Below are 24,596 nucleotides of genomic sequence, written 5' to 3' on the forward strand. Positions count from 1 at the left end.
CCGGGGGCCGCAGATCGCGGAGACCGCAGCAGAACGAGAGAGAGCACGATCCATGCGATTTTCCGGCCCCTCGAACAAGCCGAGTGTGACCAAACGATGGCGGCAGCGACTGCTCGGACTCGGCGCAGCAGCGCTGGTCCTTCCTCTCGCAGCCGGTGTCGTCGGTGGAGCAGCAGCAGTTGCAGCGCCCACCGCGGTCGTGCACAAGGCTCCTGCCGGTGGACGTGAAGATCTCTGGGTACCGTCCGAAATGGGGCCGATCAAGGTCCAGGTCCAGTGGGCCGCTCGCGGTGGCAACGCCGCCCTCTACTTGCTCGACGGCCTCCGCGCCCGCGACGATCGCAACGCGTGGACCTTCGAGACCAACGCCCAGGACCAGTTCGCAGGCGACGACGTCACCCTCGTCATGCCGGTCGGTGGCCAGGCCAGCTTCTACAGCGACTGGTACGCGGCGTCGAACCTCAACGGCCAGGAAGTCACCTACAAGTGGGAGACGTTCCTGACGCAGGATCTGCCTGCCTTCCTCGAGGGCTACGGAGTCTCGCGCTCCAACAACGCCGTTCTGGGAATCTCCATGGGCGGCTCGGCTGCACTGACGCTGGCCGCGTACCACCGCGATCAGTTCAAGTTCGCCGGCTCGTTCTCCGGTTACCTCAACATCTCCGCTCCCGGCATGCGTGAAGCCATTCGTGTCGCGATGCTGAGCCAGTCCTGGTTCAACGTCGACTCCATGTGGGGACCTCCGTGGAGCCCGGCATGGCTGCGCAACGATCCGTTCGTGTTCGCTCCCGAGCTTCGTGGACTGTCGCTGTACGTCTCCGCCGCATCGGGTCTGCCCGGTGAGTTCGACAAGCCGCGCGCCCCGATCGACTTCTACAACACCGCGAACGGCATGGCACTGGAAGCTCTCGCACTGGCCAACAGCCGCGCATTCCAGGTCCGCCTGGCAACGCTCGGAATCCCGGCTACCTTCAGCTTCCCGGGCAACGGCATTCACAGCTGGCCCTACTGGTCCGCCGAGCTGTTCAAGGCTCGTGGCCAGATCCTCGAGGCTCTGAACGCCTGACCTGTGCTTCTCTCGCCGATGCCGTCCTGCCGTGCGCAGGGCGGCATCGGTGCGTTTCCGGCCTCGATCAGCAGTGTCGTCGGGATCTCGACGATTCCTGATTCACAATTGCACCATCAGTCACAGCGAGCCTCGGCCTGACCGACGCACTTCGCGTGTAGAAAGACTTGAGAACTACAAGTCTGCGACTCATGCGTTCGGTGCGGACTTGATCAGGTAAGAGAAAGAGAGTCACCACCATGCGTACTGGGTCCAACAGGTTCGGCCGGGGTCGAACGGCCGGAACGGCGGCCTGGCAAGCAAAATCCACGAAAGCAGGAGCTCGCCGGATGGCGACGGCTGCAGTCGTCGCTGCTGCGCTGATCTCCCCGTTCGGAGCCGCAGGCATCGCTCAGGCCGCGCCGACGGCCCTGACCGCGCCGTCGCAGACTCAGGCCCCGTCCGGTGCGAGCGTCACGGCCGTCGACTGGCTGTCCGACCGCCGCGTGGCCCTCTGGATCGACTCCCCGTCGATGGGAACGCCCATCCAGGTTCAGCTCCTGCTCGCTCGTGACTGGAACATCAACCCCCAGGCGACGTTCCCGTCGGTGTGGATGCTCGACGGTCTGCGTGCCACCGACATGGAGAACGGCTGGACCGCCGAGACCGACGCGGAGTCCTACTTCGCGGACAAGAACGTCAACGTCGTCCTGCCGGTCGGTGGGCAGTCGAGTTTCTACTCGGACTGGGTGGACCAGGACAACGGCAAGAACTACCAGTGGGAGACGTTCCTGACGAAGGAACTCCCGCCGATTCTCGAAAGCAGCTGGCGCACCAACCAGACCCGCGGCGTCGTGGGCCTGTCGATGGGCGGCACCGCTGCGATGTTCCTCGCTGCTCGTAACGAAGGCTTCTTCAAGTTCGCCGGGTCGCTCTCCGGAATGCTGACGACCACGACCCTCGGAATGCCGCAGGCAATCCAGTACGCGATGGCGGACGCCGGTGGTTTCGACTCCAAGGCGATGTGGGGCGCACCGTCGAACGACCTGTGGGCACAACATGATCCGTACCTTCTCGCGGAGAAGCTGAAGGGCGTGAGCCTGTACGTCTCGAGCGGCAACGGCGTTGCCGGACCGTACGATCCGCCGTCGGGCATCCCCGGCGTCAGCTCCAACTACGCCGGCATGGGCCTCGAGATCCTGTCCCGCCTGACGTCGCAGACGTTCGCGACCAAGCTCAACAAACTCGGCATCCCCGCTCAGGTGGTCTACCGCCCGTCGGGACTGCACACCTGGGAGTACTGGGAGTTCGAGCTCAAGCAACTGTGGCCGCAGCTCGCGAGCGCGCTCGACGTCGAGGCGGACAAGCCGTCGTGCAGCGTCGCCGGAGCAATCGGAAACGCCGCGGGAGCGAACTCCTGGCTGGGCGACTGCCTGACGGCGGAGTACAACGTCGCGGGTGGCCGTGCACAGGACTTCCGGTTCGGTCGCGTGTTCTTCAGCCAGGACACCGGCGCTCAGGTCGTTGCCGGAGCCATCGGCGGTAACTACCAGGGTTCGGGTGGGCCTGCGGGTCCCCTCGGCTTCCCGAAGACCGGTGAGTTCGGAACCCCCGACGGCCGCGGACGAGCCAATGCTTTCCAGAACGGCATGGTCTACTTCACGCCGCAGACCGGCGCGCACGCCGTACGAGGAGCCATCCTCGACGAATGGGCGCGCCAGGGCTACGAGGCCGGGCCGCTCGGCTACCCGGTGCTCGACGAGGTCGCCACACCGTCGAAGCCCGGCGCGGTCCAGGGATTCGAGATCGGTGCGATGTACTGGAACCCTGATCTCGGTACGCATTCCGTGCAGGGCATGATCCTCGGAAAGTACGGCCAGATCGGGTGGGAGAACGGGCCACTCGGCTTCCCGAAGACCAGCGAGCTCGGCCCGATCAGGGACGGCGGCAGGTTCAACGAGTTCGAGGGCGGCAACATCTACTGGAGCCCCCTGACCGGCGCCTGGGCGATCCGCAACGGCGAGATTTTCGACGCGTGGAAGAGCGTCGGCTACGAAGCCGGCCGGCTGGGCTACGTCACGAGCGATCAGTTCGAGATGGACGGCGGCGGAATCCAGCAGAACTTCCAGTTCGGCATCATCACCGTCAAGGACGGCAAGGTGACCATCGCGCCGTGACGTCGCGGCACGTCGGCTCCTGCAGGGTCCCTCAGAGTTCTCTCAGTGGCCGTCGGTAGCGTCTCGGTTTGTCGTCGTCCGTCCGGCCGCCCGGTCGTGAACCCATCGACCTCCGGGTCATGGTCCCAACGAAACGTCGAAGGACTCTCCATCATGCGCACTTCTCTTTCCCGGACACTGTCCCTGGCGGTACTGAGCGTCGCCGCGGGCGGCCTGCTCGTCGCCTGCGGTAGCGACGACTCCACCGCGACCGGGTCACCGTCCACGTCATCGACCACCACGGCGGCGGAGACGACCAGCGCGGAGGCAACCTCGTCGCAGGAGACGTCGAGTGCGGCTCCGACGACCAGCCCCGGCGATGCGGCGACCGCACCGCCGGAGCAGCCGCAGCCGGTGCCCGAGGGATTCCCCGGGCCGACGGAGGCACCCGTCGACGCGCGGGGCCAGGCGTTCCTCGACGAGCTCGAGAAGCAGGGCGTCACAGTTGCGGGCAACGGTGAGATCGCCATCTCGACGGCGTCGTACATCTGCTCCGCCCAGTCCCAGGGCGTGCCCGCCGACGAGATCGCGACGTTCGTGACCGCCAACGTCGGTGTGGAGGCGAGTGCCGCCGGCACCCAGATGTCCGCGGAGCAGGCAGGTGAGACCGCGCAGGTCTACATCGCGTCCGCTCAGAACACCATCTGCAAGGCCTGACGGACACGTCGATGGCCAATCGAACGAAGCGCAAGAGAAGGCTGCTGCCGAAGCTGCTCGCAGTGGTGGTCGTTCTCGGGCTGATCGTCGTAGCCCTGTGGTACCTGCTGGCCGGACGTCTCCCGAAGGAGATCCCGTCGCCTCTGCCGGGGCCAGGGCCCGATCAGCCGCAGTCGCAGCCCGCCGATTGCGCCGACGTCGCGGTCATCGCGATTCCGGGAACGTGGGAGTCGGCCGTCGGCGACGATCCGTACAACCCGACGGCCAACCCGGCGTCGCTGATGCTGAACGTGACCCGCCCGCTGCAGGAACAGTTCGATCCGTCGCGGGCGAGCGTGTACACGGTTCCGTACGTCGCTCAGTTCTCCAACCCGATCGCGTTCCCACCGGACGGGCAACAGTCCTACAACAACAGCAGGACCGAAGGCACCGCCGCGGCCAGAGCCGAACTGGCTCGCGTCAGCGATCGCTGCCCGTTGACGAGCTACGTTCTCGCCGGCTTCTCCCAGGGTGCGGTCATCGCCGGGGACATCGCCGCCGGCATCGGTGCGGGCAACGGCCCCGTCGCCGCGGACAAGGTCCTCGGTGTCACGTTGATCGCCGACGGTAGGCGCGACGGCACGTCGGGAACAGATATCGGACCGCCCGTCGACGGCGTCGGTGCCGAGGTCGCGCTCGGTGGTCTCGACCTTCCGGGAATCACGATGACGGGTGCGCGTCCGGACGGTTTCGGAGCGTTGAACGACCGCGTGAATCAGATCTGCGCGGCGGGCGACCTCATCTGTGCGGCACCCTCGGAAGGGTTGTCGCTGCGCAACATTCCGCAGAGCATCGGCATCCTCGCGGGTGCGGCAGGCAACCCGGTCCACGCGTCGTACAACTCGTTCGTCGTCGACGATGCAGGCACGACGTCGACGCAGTGGACGGCGGGCTGGGCGGCCGGGTTGATCTCGTCGGCGCCGGAGATTCCGCACTCCTGATGCACCCCGTGTAGTTCTCACAAGGTCGCCTCGGGGCACCTGAGGAATACGCACAAAGGTGGTCCCGGCGTACCCCGCGAAGTGTATTCCCATGTCGTGAGCAGATAGAGTGGCGCCTTGGACCAGCTGGCGATTGGCGCTGGGCACCGAAGATGACCGCACGAGGAGACCTATACATGTGTTCTGCCCAGGCCCCCGATCTGCCCGCAGAAGGGCACGTCACGGCACTGCGCAAGTTCCGATTCGCGGCAGGCGGAGAAGGCAACGCGGAGGAGGGCGGGGCGCGTAAGTTCGTCAAGCTGGCTCAGCAGGCGGAGGAGCTCGGGTACGACAGCTTCATGATCCCCGATCACCTGGGCAACCAGGTCGGGCCGATCGCTGCGCTGGGCGCCCTGGCCGTCGCGACCGACAAGATCAGGCTCGGTACGGCTGTCCTCGCCAACGGCTTCCGGCATCCGGCGATTCTCGCCAAGGACGCCGCCACCATCGACGTGCTGTCCGGCGGTCGCCTCGAGCTCGGTCTCGGCGCGGGCTGGATGCGCGACGAGTACGACAAGGCGGGCATCCAGTACGACAAGCCCGGTATCCGCATCGAGAAGCTGGAGGAGAGCCTCGAGATCCTCGACACCTTGCTTCGCGGCAAGGAGTGCAACTTCGAGGGCAAGCACTTCCAGATCTCCGGACTCAAGGGCAGCCCTCGTCCGCGGCAGGGACCTCGTCCTCCCATCTGTGTCGGTGGCGGCGGCCCTCGCATGCTCGCGCTCGCGGCCAAGTACGCGGACATCATCTCGGTGGTTCCGGCCAGCACGAAGGAAGGCAAGCTCAAGCTCTCCGGTATGACGCTCGAGCAAACCCTCGAACGCGTCGAGCTCATTCGCGCAGCAGCCGGGGATCGCTTCGACGAGATCGAACTGAACTGGGCCATCACGACCATCGTCGTCACCGACGATCGCGAGCAGATGGCGGAGATGGCGCTCGCCGCATTGGACAACGGATATCCGCCCAACGTCGACGTGGACGTGAAGCTGAGCGTCGAGGACATCCTGACGTCGCCGTACCTCGCATTCGGGACATACGAGGAGATCGCAGATCAAATCCGTAACGTTCGCGCGAAAACGACGATGTCCTATGTCGGGGTTTTCCCCACTCAGATGGAAGCGTTCGCTCCGGTCATCGACCTGTTGAAAGGCGAGTGACCGAAGGACGTGTCTTCCGGGCATGCGCCGCCGTTTCGGAGGAGCATGACGAAGACAGCAAGTATTTGCCGTGAGGCAAGCTACCAGCTAGTAATATTCACGCAGTTCGGGTGCGAGTCGTGAGTGAAAAGGAAGTCGGGGCGCGGGCCGAAAGAGCTCCGGGGCGCCAGCTTCGGGAAGCGCAATCGCAGCGGACACCGTCGGAGGAGAAACGAACACCATGAGCCACACATTCGATGACTACATCGATGAGAACGGCCACATCACCATCGCCGAAGGCAAGACGCTCGTCCGCCACGTCGAGGTGAACGTCGCCGAGAACGCCGACACTCTTGCCTATCGGTTCATGGATTACTCCCGCGAACGTGACGGTGAAGCACACGAGCTCACCTGGGTCGAGTTCGGCAAGCGTCTTCGCGCGGTGGCAGCACGGCTGCAGCAGGTCACCCAGCCCGGTGATCGCGTCGCAATTCTTGCTCCGCAGGGCCTCGACTACGTCGTCGCATTCTTCGGCGCCATCTACGCAGGCACCATCGCCGTGCCGCTGTTCGACCCCGACGAGCCCGGTCACACCGACCGTCTGCACGCGGTCCTCGGCGACTGCAGCCCTACCGCGATCCTGACGGCCACCAACTCCGCGGCCGGTGTCCGCGCCTTCTTCCGTGCACTCCCCGCCAAGGAGCGCCCCCGCGTCATCGCTGTCGACGCCATCCCGGACAGCGTCGGCGAGACCTGGGTCGAGCCCGCCGCCAAGCTCGACGACATCGCGTACCTGCAGTACACCTCCGGCTCCACCCGCGTCCCCGCAGGCGTGGAGATCACGCACCGCGCGGTCGGCGTCAATGCGCTGCAGATGGTCGACAGCATGGAGATCAACGAGGACTCGCGCGGCGTCACGTGGCTGCCGATGTTCCACGACATGGGCCTGCTGACGGTCATCCTGCCCGCGCTGGGCGGCAAGTACATCACCATCATGAGCCCCCGCGCGTTCGTGCAGCGGCCGTGGCGCTGGATCAAGGAACTCGCCGCGGTCTCCGACGGTGCAGGCACCTTCGCTGCCGCCCCGAACTTCGCGTTCGAGCACGCTGCGCAGCGCGGACTGCCGAAGAACGGCGAGAAGCTCGACCTCTCCAACGTCATCGGCCTCATCAACGGCAGCGAGCCGGTCACCACCACGTCGATGAAGAAGTTCAACGACGCGTTCGGCCCGTACGGCCTGCCGAAGTCGGCCATCAAGCCGTCCTACGGCATGGCCGAGGCGACGTTGTTCGTCTCCACCAGCAAGCATGCCGACGAGGCCAAGGTCGTCTACGTCGACCGCACCGAGCTCAACGCAGGCAACTTCGTCGTCGTCGACGCCGACGCCCCGGGCGCGATCCCGCAGGTCTCGACCGGCACCGTCGCTCGTAGTCAGTGGGCAGCGATCGTCGACTCGGACTCCGCGACCGAACAGGCCGACGACCACGTCGGCGAGATCTGGCTTCACGGCGAGAACATCGGTCAGGGCTACTGGGGTCGCGACACCGAGACCACGGAGACGTTCCACAACAAGCTCGTCAGCCGCATCGCGACCGGCTCGCACGCCGACGGTGCCCCGGACGGCGCCAACTGGATGCGCACCGGAGACTTCGGCGTCTACCACGACGGCGAGCTGTACATCACCGGCCGCGTCAAGGACCTCGTCATCGTCGACGGCCGCAATCATTACCCGCAGGACCTCGAGTTCTCGGCGCAGGAATCCAGCAAGGCACTGCGCCCCGGTTTCGTCGCCGCCTTCTCGGTCCCGCTCAACCAGCTCCCGGACATCGTCTTCGACTTCAGCGGCTCTGCGCTGACGAAGGATCCCGAGGACGGCGCCGAGCAACTCGTCATCGTCGCCGAGCGCGCCCCGGGCGCGGGCAAGGCAGATCCGCAGCCCATCGCCGACGAGGTCCGCGCCGCCATCTCGGCACGGCACGGCGTCACCGTCCGCGACGTCCTGCTCGTCCCGGCCGGATCCATCCCCCGCACCTCCAGCGGCAAGATCGCCCGCCGCGCCTGCAAGGCCGCCTACATCGAGGGCACCCTGCGCGGCGGCTACCAGCAGCAGGCCTTCCCCGACGCGGAACTGCCGGACTGACGTCTTCGGATCGGGTCCCGTTTCCTTCTACACGTAACTTGGTGAGTGATGGCTGAACAAGAAACCGACAAGATCCAGCGTGCGGAGGGCGACGGCGACTTGACTGTCGCTCAGCTTCGCGAGTGGCTACGGAACTGGGTCGCCGAGGCAACCAACCAGTCACCGGACCAGATCTCCGACGACCGGCCGATGGAAGAGTTCGGCCTGTCCTCGCGTGACGCGGTCGCACTGAGCGGTGAGATCGAGGAGCTCGTCGGAGTCACGCTGACCGCGACGGTGGTCTACCAGCACCCGACGATCGCGTCGCTCGCGAAAATCATCATCGAGGGCGAACCCGAGGTACCCGCGGGCGATGTCGACGACTCCTTCTACACCCGTGGCATCGTCGCCGGAGACTCGCACGACATCGCCATCGTCGGCGTCTCCACCCGTTTCCCCGGAGCAGGCACCACCCCCGAGGAGATGTGGGCCCTGCTCAGCGAGGGCCGCGACGGCATCACCGATCTGCCCGACGGCCGCTGGGAGGAGTTCACCTCCGACCCGGCCATCAAGGCAGCCGTCGACGCCACCGTCACCAAGGGCGGCTACCTGGACGACGTCAAGACGTTCGACGCCGAGTTCTTCGCGATGTCGCCCAACGAAGTCGTCAACGTCGACCCGCAGCAGCGGCTGGCTCTGGAGCTCACCTGGGAGGCGCTCGAGCACGCGCGCATCCCCGCCAGCTCGGTCAAGGGCTCGCAGGTCGGTGTCTTCATCGGCAGCTCGTCCAACGACTATCAGCTCCTCGCCGTCAGCGACCCGAAGGCGCACCCGTACGCCCTGACCGGAACGTCGACGGCCATCGTCGCCAACCGCGTCTCGTACTTCTACGACTTCCGTGGCCCGTCCATCGCAGTCGACACCGCGTGCTCGTCCTCGCTCGTCGCCGTCCACCAGGCCGTGCGCAGCCTGCGTACCGGTGAGTCGGACCTCGCCGTCGCCGGTGGCGTCAACATGTTGCTCGCACCGCCCATCACCGTCGGCTTCGGTCAGACCGGTGTGCTCGCGCCCGACGGCAAGATCAAGGCGTTCTCCTCCGACGCCAACGGCATGATTCGCTCCGAGGGTGGTGGCCTCGTCGTACTCAAGCGGCTCGAGGACGCCAAGCGCGACGGCGACAACATTCTCGCAGTGGTCGCAGGCTCGGCCGTCAATCAGGACGGACGCTCCAACGGGCTGCTCGCACCGAGCCCGGATGCTCAGGCCGACGCGCTGCGCTTCGCCTATCGCGATGCAGGTATCGCACCGTCCGGCGTCGACTACATCGAGGCGCACGGCACGGGAACCATCCTCGGTGACCCCATCGAGGCCGACGCTCTCGGACGTGTCGTCGGACGTGGCCGCGACGCAGACAAGCCGGCACTGCTCGGATCGGCCAAGACCAACTTCGGTCACCTCGAATCTGCCGCCGGTGCAGCAGGTTTGATCAAGGTCGTGCTGGCCATGCAGCAAAATCGTCTGCCTGCCTCGCTCAACTACGCGGGACCGAACCCGTACATCGACTTCGACAAGGCACACCTGAAGGTCATTCCCGAGGGTTCCGAATGGCCGCGCTACACCGGCAAGGCCGTCGCGGGTATCTCCGGCTTCGGCTTCGGCGGCACCAACGCCCACGTCGTGGTGAAGGAGTATGTCGCCGACGAAGTTTCGGAGGGTTTCGATCCGGAGGCGGTTGATCCGGAAGCTGTCCTGGTAGAGGGTGTTTCGCCGGTCTCGGAGATCGAGACCACCGATCCCGTCGCCGAGGCCGAAGAAATTCTGGAGCAGTCCGTTTCGGTCGACGAGACGGTCGTTCTCGCGGTGTCCGCTGCTCTGCCATCGCGCCGTAAGCGCGCCGCATCGGATCTCGCGGACTGGCTCGAGACCGAAGAAGGCAGCACGACGCCTCTTGCCGACGTCGGCCGTGCGTTGGCCAAGCGCAACCACGGACGTTCGCGCGCAGTGGTTCTCGCGAAGACCCGAGCGCAAGCGATCACGGGGCTTCGTGCCATCGCGGCCGGTAAGCCCGGGCAGGGTGTCTTTTCCGCTGATTCGCCGGCCTCCAACGGTGCTGTGTGGGTGTTCTCCGGCTTCGGCTCGCAGCATCGCAAGATGGCATCGACGCTGTACCGCACCAACCCGATCTTCGCGGCGGCACTCGACGAGGTCGACGAACTGCTGATCGACGAGGCCGGCTACTCCATCAAGGAGATCATCCTCGACGATTCGCAGACGTACGAGTTCGAGAACTCGCAGGTCGGTATCTTCGTCATCCAGATCGCCTTGGCTGCAACGCTTCGTGCGCACGGCGCCGAGCCCGCCGCCGTCATCGGGCACTCGATGGGTGAGGTCGCCGCGGCGTACGTTGCAGGCGGGCTCAACCTCGAAGACGCAGTGCGCATCATCTATGCCCGCTCGCGACTGTTGGCCGAAGGCCAGGACGGTCTGGGAGCCGCGTCGCAGGGCGCAATGGCGTTGGTGGAGTACACAGCAGACGAGGTCACCGCGCTGACCGATCAGTTCCCGGACGTGGAGCCCTGCGTGTACGCCGCGCCGACGCACACCACCGTCGGTGGGCCTCGTGCGCAGGTGGAAGAACTTGTCACCGTCGCCGAAGCAGCCGGAAAGATGGCTCGCCTTCTCGACGTCAAGGGCGCGGGCCACACGTCCGCCGTCGATCCGCTGCTCGGCGAACTCGCCGCCGAACTTGCAGGCATCGAGCCCAGCACGCTGACGGCCGGGGTCTACTCGTCCGTCGATCTCGAGGCGCACTACCGCGTCGGACACGAGGCCATCCACGGCGTCGACTACTGGGTCAAGGGCATGCGGCACCCGGTGAACTTCACCCAGGCCGTCAATGTTGCTGTCGGAGACGGACACACGACGTTCGTCGAACTGGCTCCCAATCCTGTCGCGCTGATGTCGGTGGCGGCAACGGCATGGGCTGCCGGTGTCGCGGACTCGACGCTGATTCCCACCCTGAAGCGCAAGGAAGACGAGTCCGAGACGTTCCTCGCTGCCCTGGCGCAGCTGTACGTCCACGGCCATGCCCTGGATCTGCCGACTCTCTTCGCCGAAGGGGGCTACGCTCCCATCCCGCGTACGGCCTACCTCCGCAAGGAGTTCTGGCTGAACACTCGCGTCAATTCCAGTGGTAGCGGCCGTATTCCGGGATCGCACGTCGCCCTCCCGGACGGCAGGCACGTCTGGGAGGTCGAGGCGCCGAGCGTCGAGTCTCTGGGAACTCTGGTCGAAGCCGCGGCAGCGCAGGTCTTCTCGGGCGTTGCGCTCGGTGCATCGGTGTCGCACGCCGCCATCCCGACCGCAGGAACCTTGGTGACCACGCTGACCCCGCACCTCGGGGGAGCGTCCGTCCAGGTGCACGCGCACGCGGGCTCGTCGTTCACGTTGCTGCACGACGCCGTCGTGACGTCTGGCGAGGCGCTGCCGGAACCTGTTGTCGCCGAGCCTTCCACGGGTGTCGTGGACCGTGGCCGGCCCGGAGTGGAGGAGTTGCCGGAGGTTGTCGAGGATTTCGGTGATCGTTGGGATCCAAACGGCAACCAGAAGCTCGAAGACCGCCTGGCCATCATCGTCGCCGAGTCCATGGGGTACGCACCCGAGGACCTGCCTCCCGAGATCCCGCTCATCGAGCTCGGTCTCGATTCCCTGAGCGCCGTCCGCATCAAGAACCGCGTGGAGTACGAGTTCGACATCCCCACTGTTCAATTGCAGGCCGTCAGGGACGCAAACCTCCTCGAGGTGGAGAAGTACCTGCGGTACGCGATCGAGAACCGTGAGGAAGTTCAGGCTCTCGCAGACAAGCAGGCGGCCGAGAAGGAAGCGGAAAAGGAAGCCGAAAAGGCTGCCGAGGCCGGAGCGGGGGCACGGGACGCCGCAGTCGACACCGCGGTCGCGTCGGACGAGGTTGCGACGCCGAGTGCGGAGTACCAGCCGGCGCCGTCCGCGCAGACCGATCTCGGTGGCAAGGAAGCTTTCGCGGAAGCAGCGGGATCCGATGTTCCGCCACGTGACAACGCCGAGCGCATGACGTTCGCGACGTGGGCCGTGGTGACGAAGGAATCCGCCAAGGGCATCTTCAACACGCTCCCGATTCTCGACGACGAGACCGCGGAGAAGTTGGCTGCGCGCCTCACCGAGCGGGCCGGCGGCGAGATCACCTTCGACGACGTGCTGGATTCGGAGACGATCGAGCAGCTCGCGGACAAGGTGCGTCCGCACCTCGAGGGCGGAGAGATCGACGGTCTCGTCCGCAATCTGCGTCCGCGTCCGGAAGGATCCACCGCGACACCGGTGTTCGCGTTCCACTCGGCCGGCAGCTCGACGGTCGCGTACGAACCACTGCTGCGCAAGCTCCCTGCGGGTACTCCGATGTACGGGTTGGAGCGCGTCGAGGGGCCGATTTCGGTCCGTGCGGCGGAGTACGTTCCGCTGATCAAGGCGATCCAGCCGGAGGGCCCGTACGTTTTCGTCGGATGGTCCCTCGGCGGCATCCTGGCCTACGAGGTCGCCCGTCAGATGGAGGAAGAGGGCATCGAGGTCGCGTACGTCGGACTCCTCGACACCGTCATGCCGGGTGCGAAGATTCCCGACACCAAGGACGAGGTTCGTCGTCGGTGGGAGCGGTACGCGAAGTTCGCGAAGAAGACGTACGACGTCGACTACCCGATTCCGTACGACAAGCTCGTCGAAGCCGACGACGAAGGCCAGATCCGGATCATCACCGATCTGGTCAAGCTCAGCGGCGCCAAGATCCCGGGCGGAATCATCGAGCACCAACGCACGTCGTGGCTGGACAACCGCGCGATCGAAACAGCGGAGCTCAAGCCGTACGGCGGCCCGGTGACGCTGTACATGGCGGACAAGTACCACGACGACGCCATCGCGCTCGAGCCTGCCTACGCCACTCGTGAGGATCACGGCGGCTGGGGACCGGTCGTGAAGGATCTCGAGATCGTGCAAATCGGAGGCGACCATCTCGCCGTCGTCGATGAGCCGTACATTGGACGAATTGCGGCACACATGACGAAGAAGCTCGATGAGATCGAGTCGCTGAGAACCGGAGACTAAATCTTGACTGGTACTACCGCCGAAAAGTTGGCCGACCTGCGGGCCAACCTCGAACTTGCCAAGGAACCGGCAGGTGAGATCGGTATCGCCAAGCGCGCGAAGAAGGGCATCCCCAGTGCCCGGCAACGCATCGACATGCTGCTCGATCCCGGCAGCTTCGTCGAGATCGGCGCCTTGGTGAAAGCGCCCAACGACCCGTCGGCTCTCTACAGCGACGGTGTCGTCACCGGTCACGGAACAGTCGACGGTCGCCCCGTCGCCGTCTTCTCGCACGACCAGACGGTGTTCGGCGGAACTGTCGGCGAGATGTTCGGCCGCAAGGTCGCCGGCGTGATGGACTTCGCCATCAGGGTCGGATGCCCGGTCATCGGCATCAACGACTCCGGTGGCGCTCGCGTGCAGGACGCCGTGACGTCCCTGGCCTGGTACGCCGAACTGGGGCGTCGCCACGAGCCGCTGTCCGGAATGTGCCCGCAGATCTCGGTCATCCTCGGCAAGTGCGCAGGCGGTGCCGTCTACGCGCCCATCAACACCGACGTCGTGGTCGCCACCGAAGAGGCGTACATGTTCGTCACCGGACCGGACATCATCAAGTCCGTGACCGGCGAGGACGTCAGCCTCGACGACCTCGGAAGTGCACGCAAGCAGGCGCAGTACGGCAACGTGCACCACGTCGCGCCCGACGAGAAGGCCGCGTTCGACTGGGTTCGCAACTACCTCAGCTACATGCCGTCGAGCTGCCAGGAAGACCCACCCGTCGTCAACCCGGGTCTCGAACCCGAGGTGACGGACTCCGACCTGTCGCTCGACAAGATCATGCCCGACGCCGACAACGCCGGTTACGACATGCACGACATCATCCTTCGGCTGTTCGACGACGGTGAATTCCTGGAGATGTCGTCGGAGATCGCACCCAACGTCATCACCGGTCTGACCCGTGTCGACGGCCGGTCCGTCGGTGTCGTCGCCAACCAGCCGATGTACCTCTCCGGTGCACTCGACGCCGACAGTGCCGACAAGGCAGCACGTTTCGTGCGCATCTGCGACGCCTACAACATTCCGCTGGTCTTCCTCGTCGACACACCCGGCTTCCTCCCCGGCGTCGACCAGGAGAAGGTCGGCGTCATCAAACGCGGTGGCCGATTCCTGTTCTCCTACATCGAAGCATCGGTACCCAAGGTCACCGTCGTCGTCCGCAAGGCCTACGGCGGCGGTTACGCCGTCATGGGTTGCAAGCAGCTCGGTGCCGACATCAACTTCGCTTGGCCCACAGCGCGCATCGCCGTCATGGGTGCCGAAGGTGCCGTCAACATCATCGGCCGCAAGCAGATGGCCGCCGCGGGAGAGAACGCTCCCGCCGTGCGTCAGCAGCTCATCAACTTCTACAACGAGCACGTGGCCACTCCCTGGGTCGCCGCGGAGCGTGGCTACATCGACGCCGTCATCGAGCCCTCGAGCACCCGCCTCGAGCTCCGCAAGGCGCTGAAATTGCTGAAGGACAAGGAAGTCTTCAAGAACCCACGGAAGCACCACCTGTTCCCGATCTGACTGTTGCTGGGTGGCTGCCCCCTACCGCATGCTGAGCAAGGACCGCCGTCGCTCCCTCGGTCCACGTTTCCAGTACCCGATGTGTCGGTGAAGAGTTCGAGGTGGTCTGGCATGCTGTCCAAATGACTGCGGGGCGTGAAACGACGGCATTGGTGAAGGTGGTCTTCGAGCTGCCCAGGACCGAGGACAACTGGCCACCTGTGGGTTCCGAGCGTATGTGGGCGATACCCCGTGGTGACGATCTCGTCGAGCTCAACAACACGCCGTTCTTCGTTCGGGGCGCTGCCGAAGGCGACATCGTCCGTGTCGAGGAGAACGCGGACGGCGAACTCGTCGTCCAGGACACCGTCGAACCGTCGGACAACTGCACGGTCAGAGTCATCCCGTTGCGGGACGGCGGGGAGACCCTTCAGTCGGTGATGGACGTGTTCGGGGAATTGGGTGCCGAAGGCGAAGGCGCCGAACAGTTCAACTTGCTCGCTTTGAATCTTCCGTCGTCGGTCGACCATGGTGCCATCAAGCAACTGCTGATGGCAGGCGCGGCCGACGGCCGATGGGAGTGGGAAGGTGGCGCGCTCACCCAGGAATTTCGCGACGCCTGATCGCGTGCCTGGGCCCGTCACGTGATCAGGAACGACCATCCCGACGGTCGAGGATTCGGCTCGAGCCGACAATTGCCACCGCAGAGAGAAATATGGTCGCGCCGACGACGGACAGGGTGGATCCCGCGGTGAGCGAGCCACCGTCTCCGAAGGTGCCGGTGGCGAGTTGTGTTGCGCGCGAGACCAAGGCATGCGGCAGTACGACGATGGCGGCACCGACGTCGGCGGTGAGCAGGAATGCCGAGACGCCTGCGCCGACGAGCGCAAGGGCAATCGGTACGGCGAAGGATCCGACGAGCATCGACAGTGCGGACTGCACTGCGGCCAGTGGAACCGCCGCGAAGATGGTCAACCCGGCGGCGATCCACAACGGCGCGGGCAGTGGTCCGTCCAGTCCGAACACCAGTTTGCCGACGACGAGGACTGTCGCGACCATCGACACCTGCATGGCAGCGGTGAGGAGTGCCACGACCGAGGTCTTGGCGACGACGATTCGTAGCGAGGGGGCCCGGCCGCTCATCAGGAAATTCCAGTTCCCTCTGTCGTGCTCGGGTTTCCAGATCAGCGATGCCAGGAGGGCGACTCCCAGTGCGAGCGGGAAGAGGCCGTGGAACACCACCGTTCGCAACCAGAGTGTGTGCCAACCGTTCTGAAGTTGTTCTCCGGACAGAACTGTATTGAATGTTCCGACTCCGACTATCAGGATGGGCAGCAGGATCACGACGGTCAGGCTCTGGGATCGTTTGAGTTTGATCAGTTCGGCGGCAACGGTGTTCATGCCAGAAACTCCTGTCGATCGAGCCGAGCCGTGACGAACAGAAACAGTGCGACGCCGACGACGGCGAGCCCGGCCACACTGGTGTAGGACGGGGACAGTGTCATGACGTGGTCGCCTCGGTAGTCCGCGGCGGACGCGAGTGCGTAGTACCCCCACGGGGTGAGATGTGCCAGCCACGAGGGAAATCCGGATGCGCAGATCGCGACGACGGTGCCCAGGACGCCGATTCCCAGCGAGATCAGCTGGTTGACCGCGAGTGTCGAAACCGTCAGGTGCAGCGTCAGGACCGCGAGATTGACGACGACCATCGCGCCTGCGTAACCGAGCCATGTCCACAGCGGCTTCGTTCCGCCGAGTAGCGCCCCGAGGGAGACGGCCGCGACGGTCGCTGTGGTGACGACGAGTCCAGCGGATACCACCTTGGCACGTAGGAGTTCACCGAGGGCCACTCCGGTGGCGCGACTGAGAAGCCATCCGTTGCCGTGGTGTTCGATGTCGATGGTTCGGCTTGCGACTACGGCGATCATGAGCGGCGAGACGAGGGGAAACGCGAGGGACAGTCCGGCGAGGGACAGTACCGAGGCGTGCTGTGCGGCATCCCCTGTCATCGTTCCGACGACGGTCAGCGCGACGATGCCGGCGGTCATCGACGCAGCAAGGGCCACGAGGTGCAGATGCCGCAGTTTGGCGAACTCGTTGCGCAGTATGTTCACAGTCTTCCGCCGCTCGTGAGGTTCATGAAGACGTCGTCGAGTGACTGCTCGTCTCGCCGGACTCCGTAGACCCCGGCTCCGGATGCGACGAGTTCGCCGACGACGTGGGCGGTGTGAAGGTCGTCGACGGATGGGATACGCAGCGTCTCTCGATCCCGAAGCTGTTGTTCAGCAGTGGAATTGGGGTTGTCTGAACCGAGGATGTCGATGACGACGTCGGGAGTGGAGGCGGCAAGAAGTTGGTCGCGGCTGCCTTGGAAGATCAGTCGCCCCTCGCTGAGAATTCCAAGTACGTTCGCCGTCTTGTCGATCTCGCCGAGGAGGTGCGACGACACCATGACGGTCACTCCGTGCTCGGCGAGATGCTTCAGCAGGGCTCGAATTTCCTCGATTCCCGCGGGATCCAGTCCGTTGGTGGGCTCGTCGAGCACGAGAAGTCGGGGTTCGCGGGCCAGTGCCATGGCGATTCCGAGTCTCTGCTTCATTCCGAGTGAGTAGTTCTTCACCTTCTTGTTCAGTTGGTCCTGCAGTCGAACGGTGGCGACGGCGCGAGTGATCTGGTCGTCGGTCGAGCCCAGGTATCGTTGCACGATCTTCATGTTCTCTGCGCCCGTGAGGTGACCGTAGCCGGGTGGTGATTCGATCAACGAACCTATCTCGGTGAGCAATTCGCGTCGGGTGTCAGAGTTCATCGGTCGACCGAACACTTCCACTTCACCGGAAGTCGGCCGGATCAGAGACAGCAGCAGTTTCATCGTCGTCGACTTGCCCGATCCGTTGGGACCGAGGAAACCGTAGACGCAGCCCTCGGGAATGGCGAGGTTCACGTCGTCGACGACGGTGTGGTTGTCGTATCGCTTGACGAGGCTGTGAGTTCTGACGATGTCCATGCCTCGACCCTGCCGCGGATCGAGGATGGAATCATCCGTCCAGAGGATCAATCACGAGTACTACCGCGGTATGACCCGGTGAAGGGCAACGAGCTCTACCGATCGAACACCCTCAAGTTCCCTGGCGTCCAGAAGCCGGACCTGGTGACTTCGTTGGTGTCGAGTGTTGCCGGTACGGCGCCGGGGTAGTACTGCTCGTACCGTTCGAGCGAGCCCCAGTCGCGAGCCCAGTCGCGGTCGAGGTACGTCGGGACGGTGACGGGACGGGCGAGGAGTTCGCTCCAGCCGAGGGGGCCGCCGTTGTCGCCGGACTGCCAGGTGTCGGTGGAGCTGACGGCCAGTGGGCGGTCCGGGAGGATGCGGTATCCGGGTACTTCGGCGACGCCGTATTCGTGGTCGAACGGGCGCTGGCAGGGGAACTGCAGTCCTACGGCCCAGTCGAGCAGTACGGGCTGTTCGCTACCGATGAGGTCGTTCAGCTTCTCCAGCTGAGGTACTCGCGGTGGCGTGAATGCGAACCACTGGTCGCCGGTGAGGTTGGGGTCGTTGGCGACGATGCGCACGGCGTCGGCGTCGGCGGGCAGGTCCGCGATGGGGATGCGGAGGTTGCGCCACGACGGTGCGGGTCCGATGTCGCGGGGCAGGTAGGTGCCCTTGACGTCGACGGTTCCGTTGGGCTGACGCGTGCCGTACTCGACGAGGAGCGACTGGCCGTATGTCATGGCGCCCGTGTCGTCGTAGGACAGGATGCGGCCTGCGGCGGACACGACGATCAGCGGTGCGCTGTCGGAGCGCTCGGGCAGTGAGTACCAGCTCGAGGTCGCCGACGCCGGTTCCTGGATGCCTGGCTGGTAGGAGCCGAGGACGGGGGTGGTGGCCGGGTCCAGTCCGAAGGGCAGGGCTGCGGTGGAGCCGTTGACGCCGAGGGCGCCGATGCCGCCGCCGGTGCCCGAGCTCTGGCCTTCTTCGAATGCGGGTCCGACGCTCTGCTGGTCGGTGTTGCCCTGTCCGGGTTTCACCTCGACGGCGTCGGCGCTGAGGTCGGTGGGAATTCCGTTGGGGGTGAAGCCCGACGGGGTTTCGCCTCCGAGTGGGCCGGTCTGTGGGTCGAAGGCCGACGGGATGGGGTTCAGGATGCCGGCGTTGGGGTTCGATTCCACCAGCACGTCGTTCGCGAGGCCGCACGAGTTGCCGGTGAGGGCCTGGACGTTCGAGCGTGCGAGCGAGTAGGCGGGGTACTGGGACACTGCTCCCTTGACGAGGGAGAGGACTTCGAACAGCACCATGAGCCCGGCGATCACCGTCAGCGGTGCGGCGGCGAATTTCTTGATGCGCCTGCCTCGTTCGCTACCGGCACGGGGTTGTGGCGGTGCGTAACCCTCACGGAGGTACTGCCATCCCGCCAACGCGAGTGCGGCGGCGAAAAGCACGAGGAACAGGGTGTTGGATTCGTTTCCGCCGAGCGAGACGGTCTTGTCGAACCACGGCACGCCGTAGCTCGACACGTACCAGTACCCGTTGATTCCCGAGAACGCCAGTGCCAGCACGAACATCAGGCCGGCGAGGAATATCGTTCGGTTTCGGCGAGACCTCAACGCGCTGGCGGAGATCGCAACGGCGGTCAGCGCGGCGAGGCTGCCCGCGATGCCTGCGTACGACCCGAAGTGGTGGGTCCACTTGGTCGGGTTGAACATCATGAAGAAGATCGTTCCGAACACGACGCCGATGAGACGCCAGGCCGGTCCGTTGGAGATTCCGGGAACTCGCCTGCGTCGCAGCAGGATGAACAGCGTCGAGAACAGGCACAGCAGCATCACGAGGAATGCGAAGCGGCGAGCGACGGAACCGTCGACCGTTTGGACGAACAGATAATAGTAGCGCAGGAAGTCCTGGTACCACTGCTCGTTGGGGCCGATTGCCGTGCGCACACGCGTCGACTCCATGACCGTCGCGTAGGTCTGATCGGCGAAGACGACGACGAGGACCAGGAAGCCGGCGGCAGCGAGCGGTGCGAGAAGCGGCAGGGTGCCGACCAGGCGGTGGCGTCGAACGACGATGCGCGCCATGGGCCGCGCTCCGGCCAACAGGGCAGCGACACACATCAGGCCCGTCGGCGCCGAGGCGAGGGTGAACGCGCCGATCAGGAACGCCGTCGCAGCAGGAAGCAGTCGGCCGGTGGCGATGGCCCGTTCGATGGAGCACCACGTCAGGAGGGCGCCGAGCGCGACGATGGGCTCGGGGCGGAGGCCGTTGTTGTAGGGCAGCCAGAACGCGAGGAACACGAGTCCGCCGGTCCACAGCGCCACGTTGGACTTACGTACTGCACGGCCGAGACGCGGGACGACCTCGCGGCTGATGACCATCCAGCAGAGAACGCCGGCGATCAGGGCTGGCAGGCGCATCCAGGGGCTGGCGGTGGAGATCTTCGCGAAGACGGCGAGGACGTCGTAGTACCACCCGAACGGGGCCTCGGGGACTCCGAACCAACGGAAGTAGTTGGCCATGTAGCCCGACTGGTCCGCGGCCCGAGCCATGGTCAGCAGGTAGCCGTCGTCCGAGGTGTTGGCGCCGACGAAGTGCCAGCCGACGAGGACTCCGACGACGGTGACGTCGACTCCGGTGAACTTCCACCAATGCGACGGGAAGAACCGTCGGTGACCGCGTCCGTCGATGCCGTCGAGGCGACCGAGGGCGGTGACGGCGATGATCGTGCAGACCACCGCGAGAATCATCGCCAGCAGCTTCAGGATCGTCGGGCTGGAGGAGAAGCGCGAGTCGACGTCGATGGTGACGTTCAGTCCGGCGGGTGCGGCGCCGTCGAGGTCGGTGAAGACGCCGACGACCTGGGGCCGCAGGTCACCGTCGAGACGTCCGGTGCGTTCGAGGCCTTCGTCGTCGACGAGGCCGGTGAACGATGCCGAGGTGTAGTCGATGTTCGAGGTGATCTCGATGGAGCTGCAGGCTGCGCCCTGTACGTCCTCGCGCGGTGCCGACGCGACGACGACGTTGCGGTCCAGTACGTCGACCGAACCTTCGTTCACTCGCACGAACAGGCTGTTGAGCGCGGCACCCTCGCCCTGAGGCGGCGCGGTGGCGAGCAGCAGCCCGCCCTGCGGGGGTAGTGCGGCCACCGCGGAACACGGGATGGTCGCGGTCAGGGAGATCGGCGCCTGCGAGACGAGCGGGGCGTCGATGTCCTGGATCGAGCCCGATTCCGGCCACGAGATGGTCGACGTCGTCTGCACGACGGGCAGGAACGGCGTCAGGAGAGCCAGGACCGCACCGAGAAGACCCGTGACGATCGCGACCAGACGCGTCGTACGCACCGTGGATCGCAGATCGGTCCCGGTGCCCTTCGACACCGAACCCTTCGGCTGGGGGGCGTCGGGCACGGCGGGAGAATCATTCACGGCGTCGGGCACGGTTGTCGATGTTATTCGAACGTGATCGGTTCACCGCACCCGCATCGCGATGAAACCGGCTGTATGCCGGTTTCATCCGACCCTTATCGGACCTTCGGTCTCCCACCCGCTGCGGGTGACGGTTCCGACCGTCAATTCTGCCGGCGTCGCCGACGTGTCCAGTGGGATGAATCTCTCGAGCGAGCCCCAGTCGCGATCGAGATCATTGTTCAGATAGGTCGGGACAACCTGGGCGGACAGCACGAGTTGTTGCCAGCCGAGCGGCCCACCGCCGAAGGCGTCCATCACCGGACTGTGTGCGGCGGCACCGCTGCGGTCCGGCAGGATGCGGTACTCCGGCAGTTCCGCGACGCCGTCCTTGTGGTCGAACGGGCGCTGGCACGGGAAGCCCAGCGCGACGGTCCAGTCCAGCATAACGGGCACGTCGGGTCCGATGACGTCGACGAGTGGGGTCGTGCGGGGGATCCGCGGCGGCGTCACGGCGAGCCATTGATCCGGTGAGATGTCGCCGTCGGTTGCGACGAGGCGGATGCGGTCGGCTTCACGTGGGATGTCCGACAGGGGCACTCGCAGGTTGCGCCACGACGGCTGGGGCCCGATGTCGATCGGGGTGACGCGGCCCAGGACCTGATCGCCCGCGGCGTACTCCACCTCGAGCGGCTGGCCGGAGGCCACGATGCCGTCGGAGTCGACGGATCGGATGCGCCCGGCGGCGCTGATCGCGATGAAATCGTTGCCAGGAGCGGAGCCCGCGGATCGACCCGATCGGTCCGCATCCGACGGAAGGGAGAACCATTCGGTTTCGAGGGTTGCGGGTTCCGCGGTGTCGGCGCCGTAGCTACCGAGGACGGGCGTGCGCGACGGGTCGAGCCCGAACGGCAGTGCGACGGAGCTTCCGTTGATGCCGGTGGCTTCGGTGGTGCCGCCTTGGGTGCCGGAGGAGCCTGCGGAGGTGGGTCCCTGAGTGTCGGAGTCGGTGCCGCTGTCGGGGTCGTTGCTGAATCCGCGGGTGCTCTCCTGGGAGACGTCTTCTTCGTCGGCGGTGAGATCGTTGGGGATTCCGTCGGGGGTGAAGCCGACGGTGTTCGGTCCGGCCAGTGCATTCTGGACGGTGGAATCGATCGGTGTCAGCATCGAGCTGTTCGGATCTTCTTCGACGAGAACGTCGTTCGCGAGGGAGCAGGAGTTGCCTGCGAGCGCGTTCAGGTTGGAGCGGGCCACCGAGTACGCCGGGTACTGGGCGACGATGCCTTTGGCGAAGGACGCGAGCTCGAACAGTACGACGAATGCGGCCATCACCGTCAGCGCGGAGACTCCGAAGCGTGCGGAGCGGGTGCTGGTTCGGTACGGCGCGCGGAGGTGTTGCCAGCCTGCGTACAGCAACGCGAGCACGGTCAGTCCGAGGAAAATGGTGGAGAAGCCTTTGCCGAGGATCATCGGAGGCTTGTCGAACCAGGGGATTCCGTAGCTCGAGACGTACCACCAGCCGTTGGAGCCGGTGAACGCGAGCGCGGCCAGGAACAGCACGGCAGCGGTGAACAGAGTGCGGTTGCGTGCGTTGTCCCGGGTGGCCGACGCGACGGCGACCGCCGCGACGGCAGCGAGCGATGCGGCCAGGCCCGCGTAGACACCGAAGTGGTGGGTCCACTTGGTGGGAGTGAACATCATCAGGGCGAGGGCGCCGATCACGATGCCGACGATGCGCCTGGACGGTCCGATCGCGACGCCGGGGATGCGGCCGCCTCGTCGGAGCATGACGACGATGGTGACGATCACGCACAGGATCATCGCGAAGACGGCGAAGCGCCGTGCGAGGGAGCCGTCGGGTGTGATCTCCATGAGGGAGTCCCAGCGGGCGCGCTCGTTGAACCAGGCGACGTTGGGTCCGACGGCGGCGCGGGCGCGGGTGGCTTCGAGGACTGTCGAGACGGTCTGGTCGGCGAACACGGCGGCGACGATGACGACTCCCGACGCCAGGATCGGGGCCAGGACGGGTGCGTAGCCGACGGTGCGGGCGCGTGCGATGACGATGCGGACGAGTGGGCGTCCGCCGGCGAGGAGCGCGGCAACGCAGATCAGACCCGTCGGGCCTGCGGCGAGCGAGAACGCGGCGATGAGGACTGCGACGGCCGCGGGCAACAGTCGGCCGGTCGCGACGGCGCGTTCGATGGAGCACCACGTCAGCAGGGCACCGAGAGCGATGATCGGCTCGGGTCGCAGGCCGTTGTTGTAGGGCAGCCAGAAGGCGAGGAACACCAGGCCTGCGGTCCAGATTGCGACTTTGTTGGAGCGGACGGCGCGACCGAGACGCGGGATGACCTCGCGGCTGATCACGGCCCAGCACAGAAGCGCGGCGATCAGCGCCGGCAACCGCATCCACGGGCTGGCTGTGGAGATCTTCGCGAACGCGGCGAGCATGTCGTAGTACGGCATCCCGAACGGTGCTTCGGGGACGCCGAACCAGCGGTAGTAGTTGGCCATGTACCCGGCGTGCTCGGATACGCGTGCCATGGTCAGCAGGTAGCCGTCGTCGGAGGTGTTGGCGCCGATGAAGTGCCACACGGCGAGTACTGCGATGACGACCCCGTCGACGACGGTGATGCGGAGCCACCGTGCCGGGAAGAACCGGCGGCTGCTGCGGCCGTCGAGCAGATCGAGTCGGTGCAACGCGACGAGCGAGATGATCGTGAAGATCACCGCGGCGGCCATGGCGAGTTTCTTCAGAACGGTGGGGGTCGAGGAGAAGCGGGAGTCGATCTGGACGTCGACGTTCAGGTCCGCCGGTGCGGCACCCTGCAGTTCGGTGAAGATTCCCACGGTCTGGGGACGTGCGTCGCCGTCGATCGTTCCGGCGACGTCGGTGCCCGTCGCCGACGCGGTCGTCGACGTATCGGTCGAACTGATGGTCACCGACGAGCACGACGCGAGTTCGGCGTCGGTCAGCGACAGCAGAACCTTCTCGCGCAGGACGGCCTGCAGGCCGGAATCGGTGCGGGAGACGACGAGGCCGACGCCTTGGGCGTCCGGTGCGCCGGGAGCGGTGGTCGAGAGTACGAGCGTGCCGGGCGCTGCCGAAGCGATGGTGTTGCACGGAATCGTGGCATCGAGCGACAACGGCGAGTACGAGACGAGCGGAGCCTCGACCGAGTTCAGCGTTCCGTTCTGCGGCCAGCTGATCGACGCCGAGTCCTGGGTCACCGGCAGCAGCGGCGTCAGAATCGCGGCGAGGACTGCGATGACACCGGAGACGACGGCAACGACTCCCGCCGACATACGCGTCGACGACGATGATTCAGGGGGCTTCGGTGCGGTGGCTGCAGC

The 24,596-nt window shown here is 65.7% G+C and carries 14 protein-coding genes; 9 read left to right on the top strand and 5 right to left on the bottom strand.

The features are described 5' to 3' along the window. The first annotated feature begins 52 nt into the window (after nt 1–52). From CH289_RS10090 to CH289_RS10130, 9 genes are all read left to right on the top strand, one after another. On the top strand, nt 53–1,066 hold the full coding sequence (locus CH289_RS10090; RefSeq protein WP_027498814.1) for an alpha/beta hydrolase: 1,014 nt from the start codon (nt 53–55) through the stop codon (nt 1,064–1,066). 329 nt (nt 1,067–1,395) lie between these two features. Next, entirely contained in the window at nt 1,396–3,222 is a 1,827-nt protein-coding gene (locus CH289_RS10095; protein WP_019667129.1) for an alpha/beta hydrolase-fold protein, read from the top strand. A gap of 153 nt (nt 3,223–3,375) precedes the next feature. Next, nucleotides 3,376–3,918, top strand: a complete 543-nt coding sequence (locus CH289_RS10100) for a DUF732 domain-containing protein (protein WP_019667130.1) — start codon at nt 3,376–3,378, stop codon at nt 3,916–3,918. 11 nt (nt 3,919–3,929) lie between these two features. Beyond that, a complete protein-coding gene (locus CH289_RS10105; protein ID WP_094727850.1) occupies nt 3,930–4,898 on the top strand; it encodes a cutinase family protein in 969 nt (322 codons plus the stop codon). A 176-nt stretch (nt 4,899–5,074) separates the two neighbouring features. Beyond that, nucleotides 5,075–6,094, top strand: coding sequence for an LLM class F420-dependent oxidoreductase (locus tag CH289_RS10110; protein WP_019667132.1), 1,020 nt, complete (start codon nt 5,075–5,077; stop codon nt 6,092–6,094). Between the two features lie 220 nt (nt 6,095–6,314). Then, a complete protein-coding gene (gene fadD32, locus CH289_RS10115) occupies nt 6,315–8,213 on the top strand; it encodes a long-chain-fatty-acid--AMP ligase FadD32 (RefSeq protein ID WP_019667133.1) in 1,899 nt (632 codons plus the stop codon). 48 nt (nt 8,214–8,261) lie between these two features. Beyond that, nucleotides 8,262–13,322, top strand: coding sequence for a polyketide synthase Pks13 (gene pks13 / locus CH289_RS10120; protein ID WP_094727851.1), 5,061 nt, complete (start codon nt 8,262–8,264; stop codon nt 13,320–13,322). Between the two features lie 3 nt (nt 13,323–13,325). Beyond that, nucleotides 13,326–14,870: an acyl-CoA carboxylase subunit beta gene (locus CH289_RS10125; RefSeq protein WP_027498815.1), complete on the top strand. Its 1,545-nt coding sequence runs from the start codon at nt 13,326–13,328 to the stop codon at nt 14,868–14,870. A gap of 122 nt (nt 14,871–14,992) precedes the next feature. Then, nucleotides 14,993–15,472, top strand: coding sequence for a DUF4265 domain-containing protein (locus tag CH289_RS10130; RefSeq protein WP_037160467.1), 480 nt, complete (start codon nt 14,993–14,995; stop codon nt 15,470–15,472). 25 nt (nt 15,473–15,497) lie between these two features. Here CH289_RS10130 and CH289_RS10135 read toward each other — a convergent pair whose 3' ends face one another. The 5 genes from CH289_RS10135 to CH289_RS10155 all read right to left on the bottom strand — a co-directional run bounded on the left by CH289_RS10135 (nt 15,498) and on the right by CH289_RS10155 (nt 24,548). Further along, nucleotides 15,498–16,250, bottom strand: a complete 753-nt coding sequence (locus CH289_RS10135) for an ABC transporter permease (protein ID WP_037183361.1) — start codon at nt 16,248–16,250, stop codon at nt 15,498–15,500. Next, complete coding sequence (locus CH289_RS10140) at nt 16,247–16,963, bottom strand: ABC transporter permease (RefSeq protein ID WP_037183359.1); 717 nt, start codon at nt 16,961–16,963, stop codon at nt 16,247–16,249. Before CH289_RS10140 ends, CH289_RS10135 begins: the two co-directional genes overlap by 4 nt. After that, nucleotides 16,960–17,853 carry an ABC transporter ATP-binding protein gene (locus CH289_RS10145; RefSeq protein ID WP_037183357.1) on the bottom strand — a complete coding sequence of 298 codons (894 nt, stop codon included), beginning with the start codon at nt 17,851–17,853 and terminating at the stop codon, nt 16,960–16,962. The genes CH289_RS10140 and CH289_RS10145 overlap by 4 nt, the downstream gene beginning before the upstream one ends. Before the next feature lie 95 nt (nt 17,854–17,948). Continuing rightward, nucleotides 17,949–21,275, bottom strand: coding sequence for an arabinosyltransferase domain-containing protein (locus CH289_RS10150; protein WP_020111808.1), 3,327 nt, complete (start codon nt 21,273–21,275; stop codon nt 17,949–17,951). Between the two features lie 72 nt (nt 21,276–21,347). Continuing rightward, complete coding sequence (locus tag CH289_RS10155) at nt 21,348–24,548, bottom strand: arabinosyltransferase domain-containing protein (RefSeq protein ID WP_179276788.1); 3,201 nt, start codon at nt 24,546–24,548, stop codon at nt 21,348–21,350. Nucleotides 24,549–24,596: the final 48 nt, after the last annotated feature.

Origin of the sequence: Rhodococcus sp. RS1C4 (assembly GCF_002258225.1) — a bacterium.
Classification (GTDB): Bacteria; Actinomycetota; Actinomycetes; order Mycobacteriales; family Mycobacteriaceae; genus Rhodococcoides; species Rhodococcoides fascians_E.

Coding starts and splice junctions, on each gene's coding strand:
- CH289_RS10135 (WP_037183361.1), bottom strand. CDS start 16,250: ATGAACACCGTTGCCGCCGAACTGATCAAACTCAAACGATCCCAGAGC.
- CH289_RS10145 (WP_037183357.1), bottom strand. CDS start 17,853: ATGGACATCGTCAGAACTCACAGCCTCGTCAAGCGATACGACAACCAC.
- fadD32 (WP_019667133.1), top strand. CDS start 6,315: ATGAGCCACACATTCGATGACTACATCGATGAGAACGGCCACATCACC.
- CH289_RS10155 (WP_179276788.1), bottom strand. CDS start 24,548: ATGTCGGCGGGAGTCGTTGCCGTCGTCTCCGGTGTCATCGCAGTCCTC.
- CH289_RS10130 (WP_037160467.1), top strand. CDS start 14,993: ATGACTGCGGGGCGTGAAACGACGGCATTGGTGAAGGTGGTCTTCGAG.
- pks13 (WP_094727851.1), top strand. CDS start 8,262: ATGGCTGAACAAGAAACCGACAAGATCCAGCGTGCGGAGGGCGACGGC.
- CH289_RS10095 (WP_019667129.1), top strand. CDS start 1,396: ATGGCGACGGCTGCAGTCGTCGCTGCTGCGCTGATCTCCCCGTTCGGA.
- CH289_RS10090 (WP_027498814.1), top strand. CDS start 53: ATGCGATTTTCCGGCCCCTCGAACAAGCCGAGTGTGACCAAACGATGG.
- CH289_RS10105 (WP_094727850.1), top strand. CDS start 3,930: ATGGCCAATCGAACGAAGCGCAAGAGAAGGCTGCTGCCGAAGCTGCTC.
- CH289_RS10100 (WP_019667130.1), top strand. CDS start 3,376: ATGCGCACTTCTCTTTCCCGGACACTGTCCCTGGCGGTACTGAGCGTC.
- CH289_RS10110 (WP_019667132.1), top strand. CDS start 5,075: ATGTGTTCTGCCCAGGCCCCCGATCTGCCCGCAGAAGGGCACGTCACG.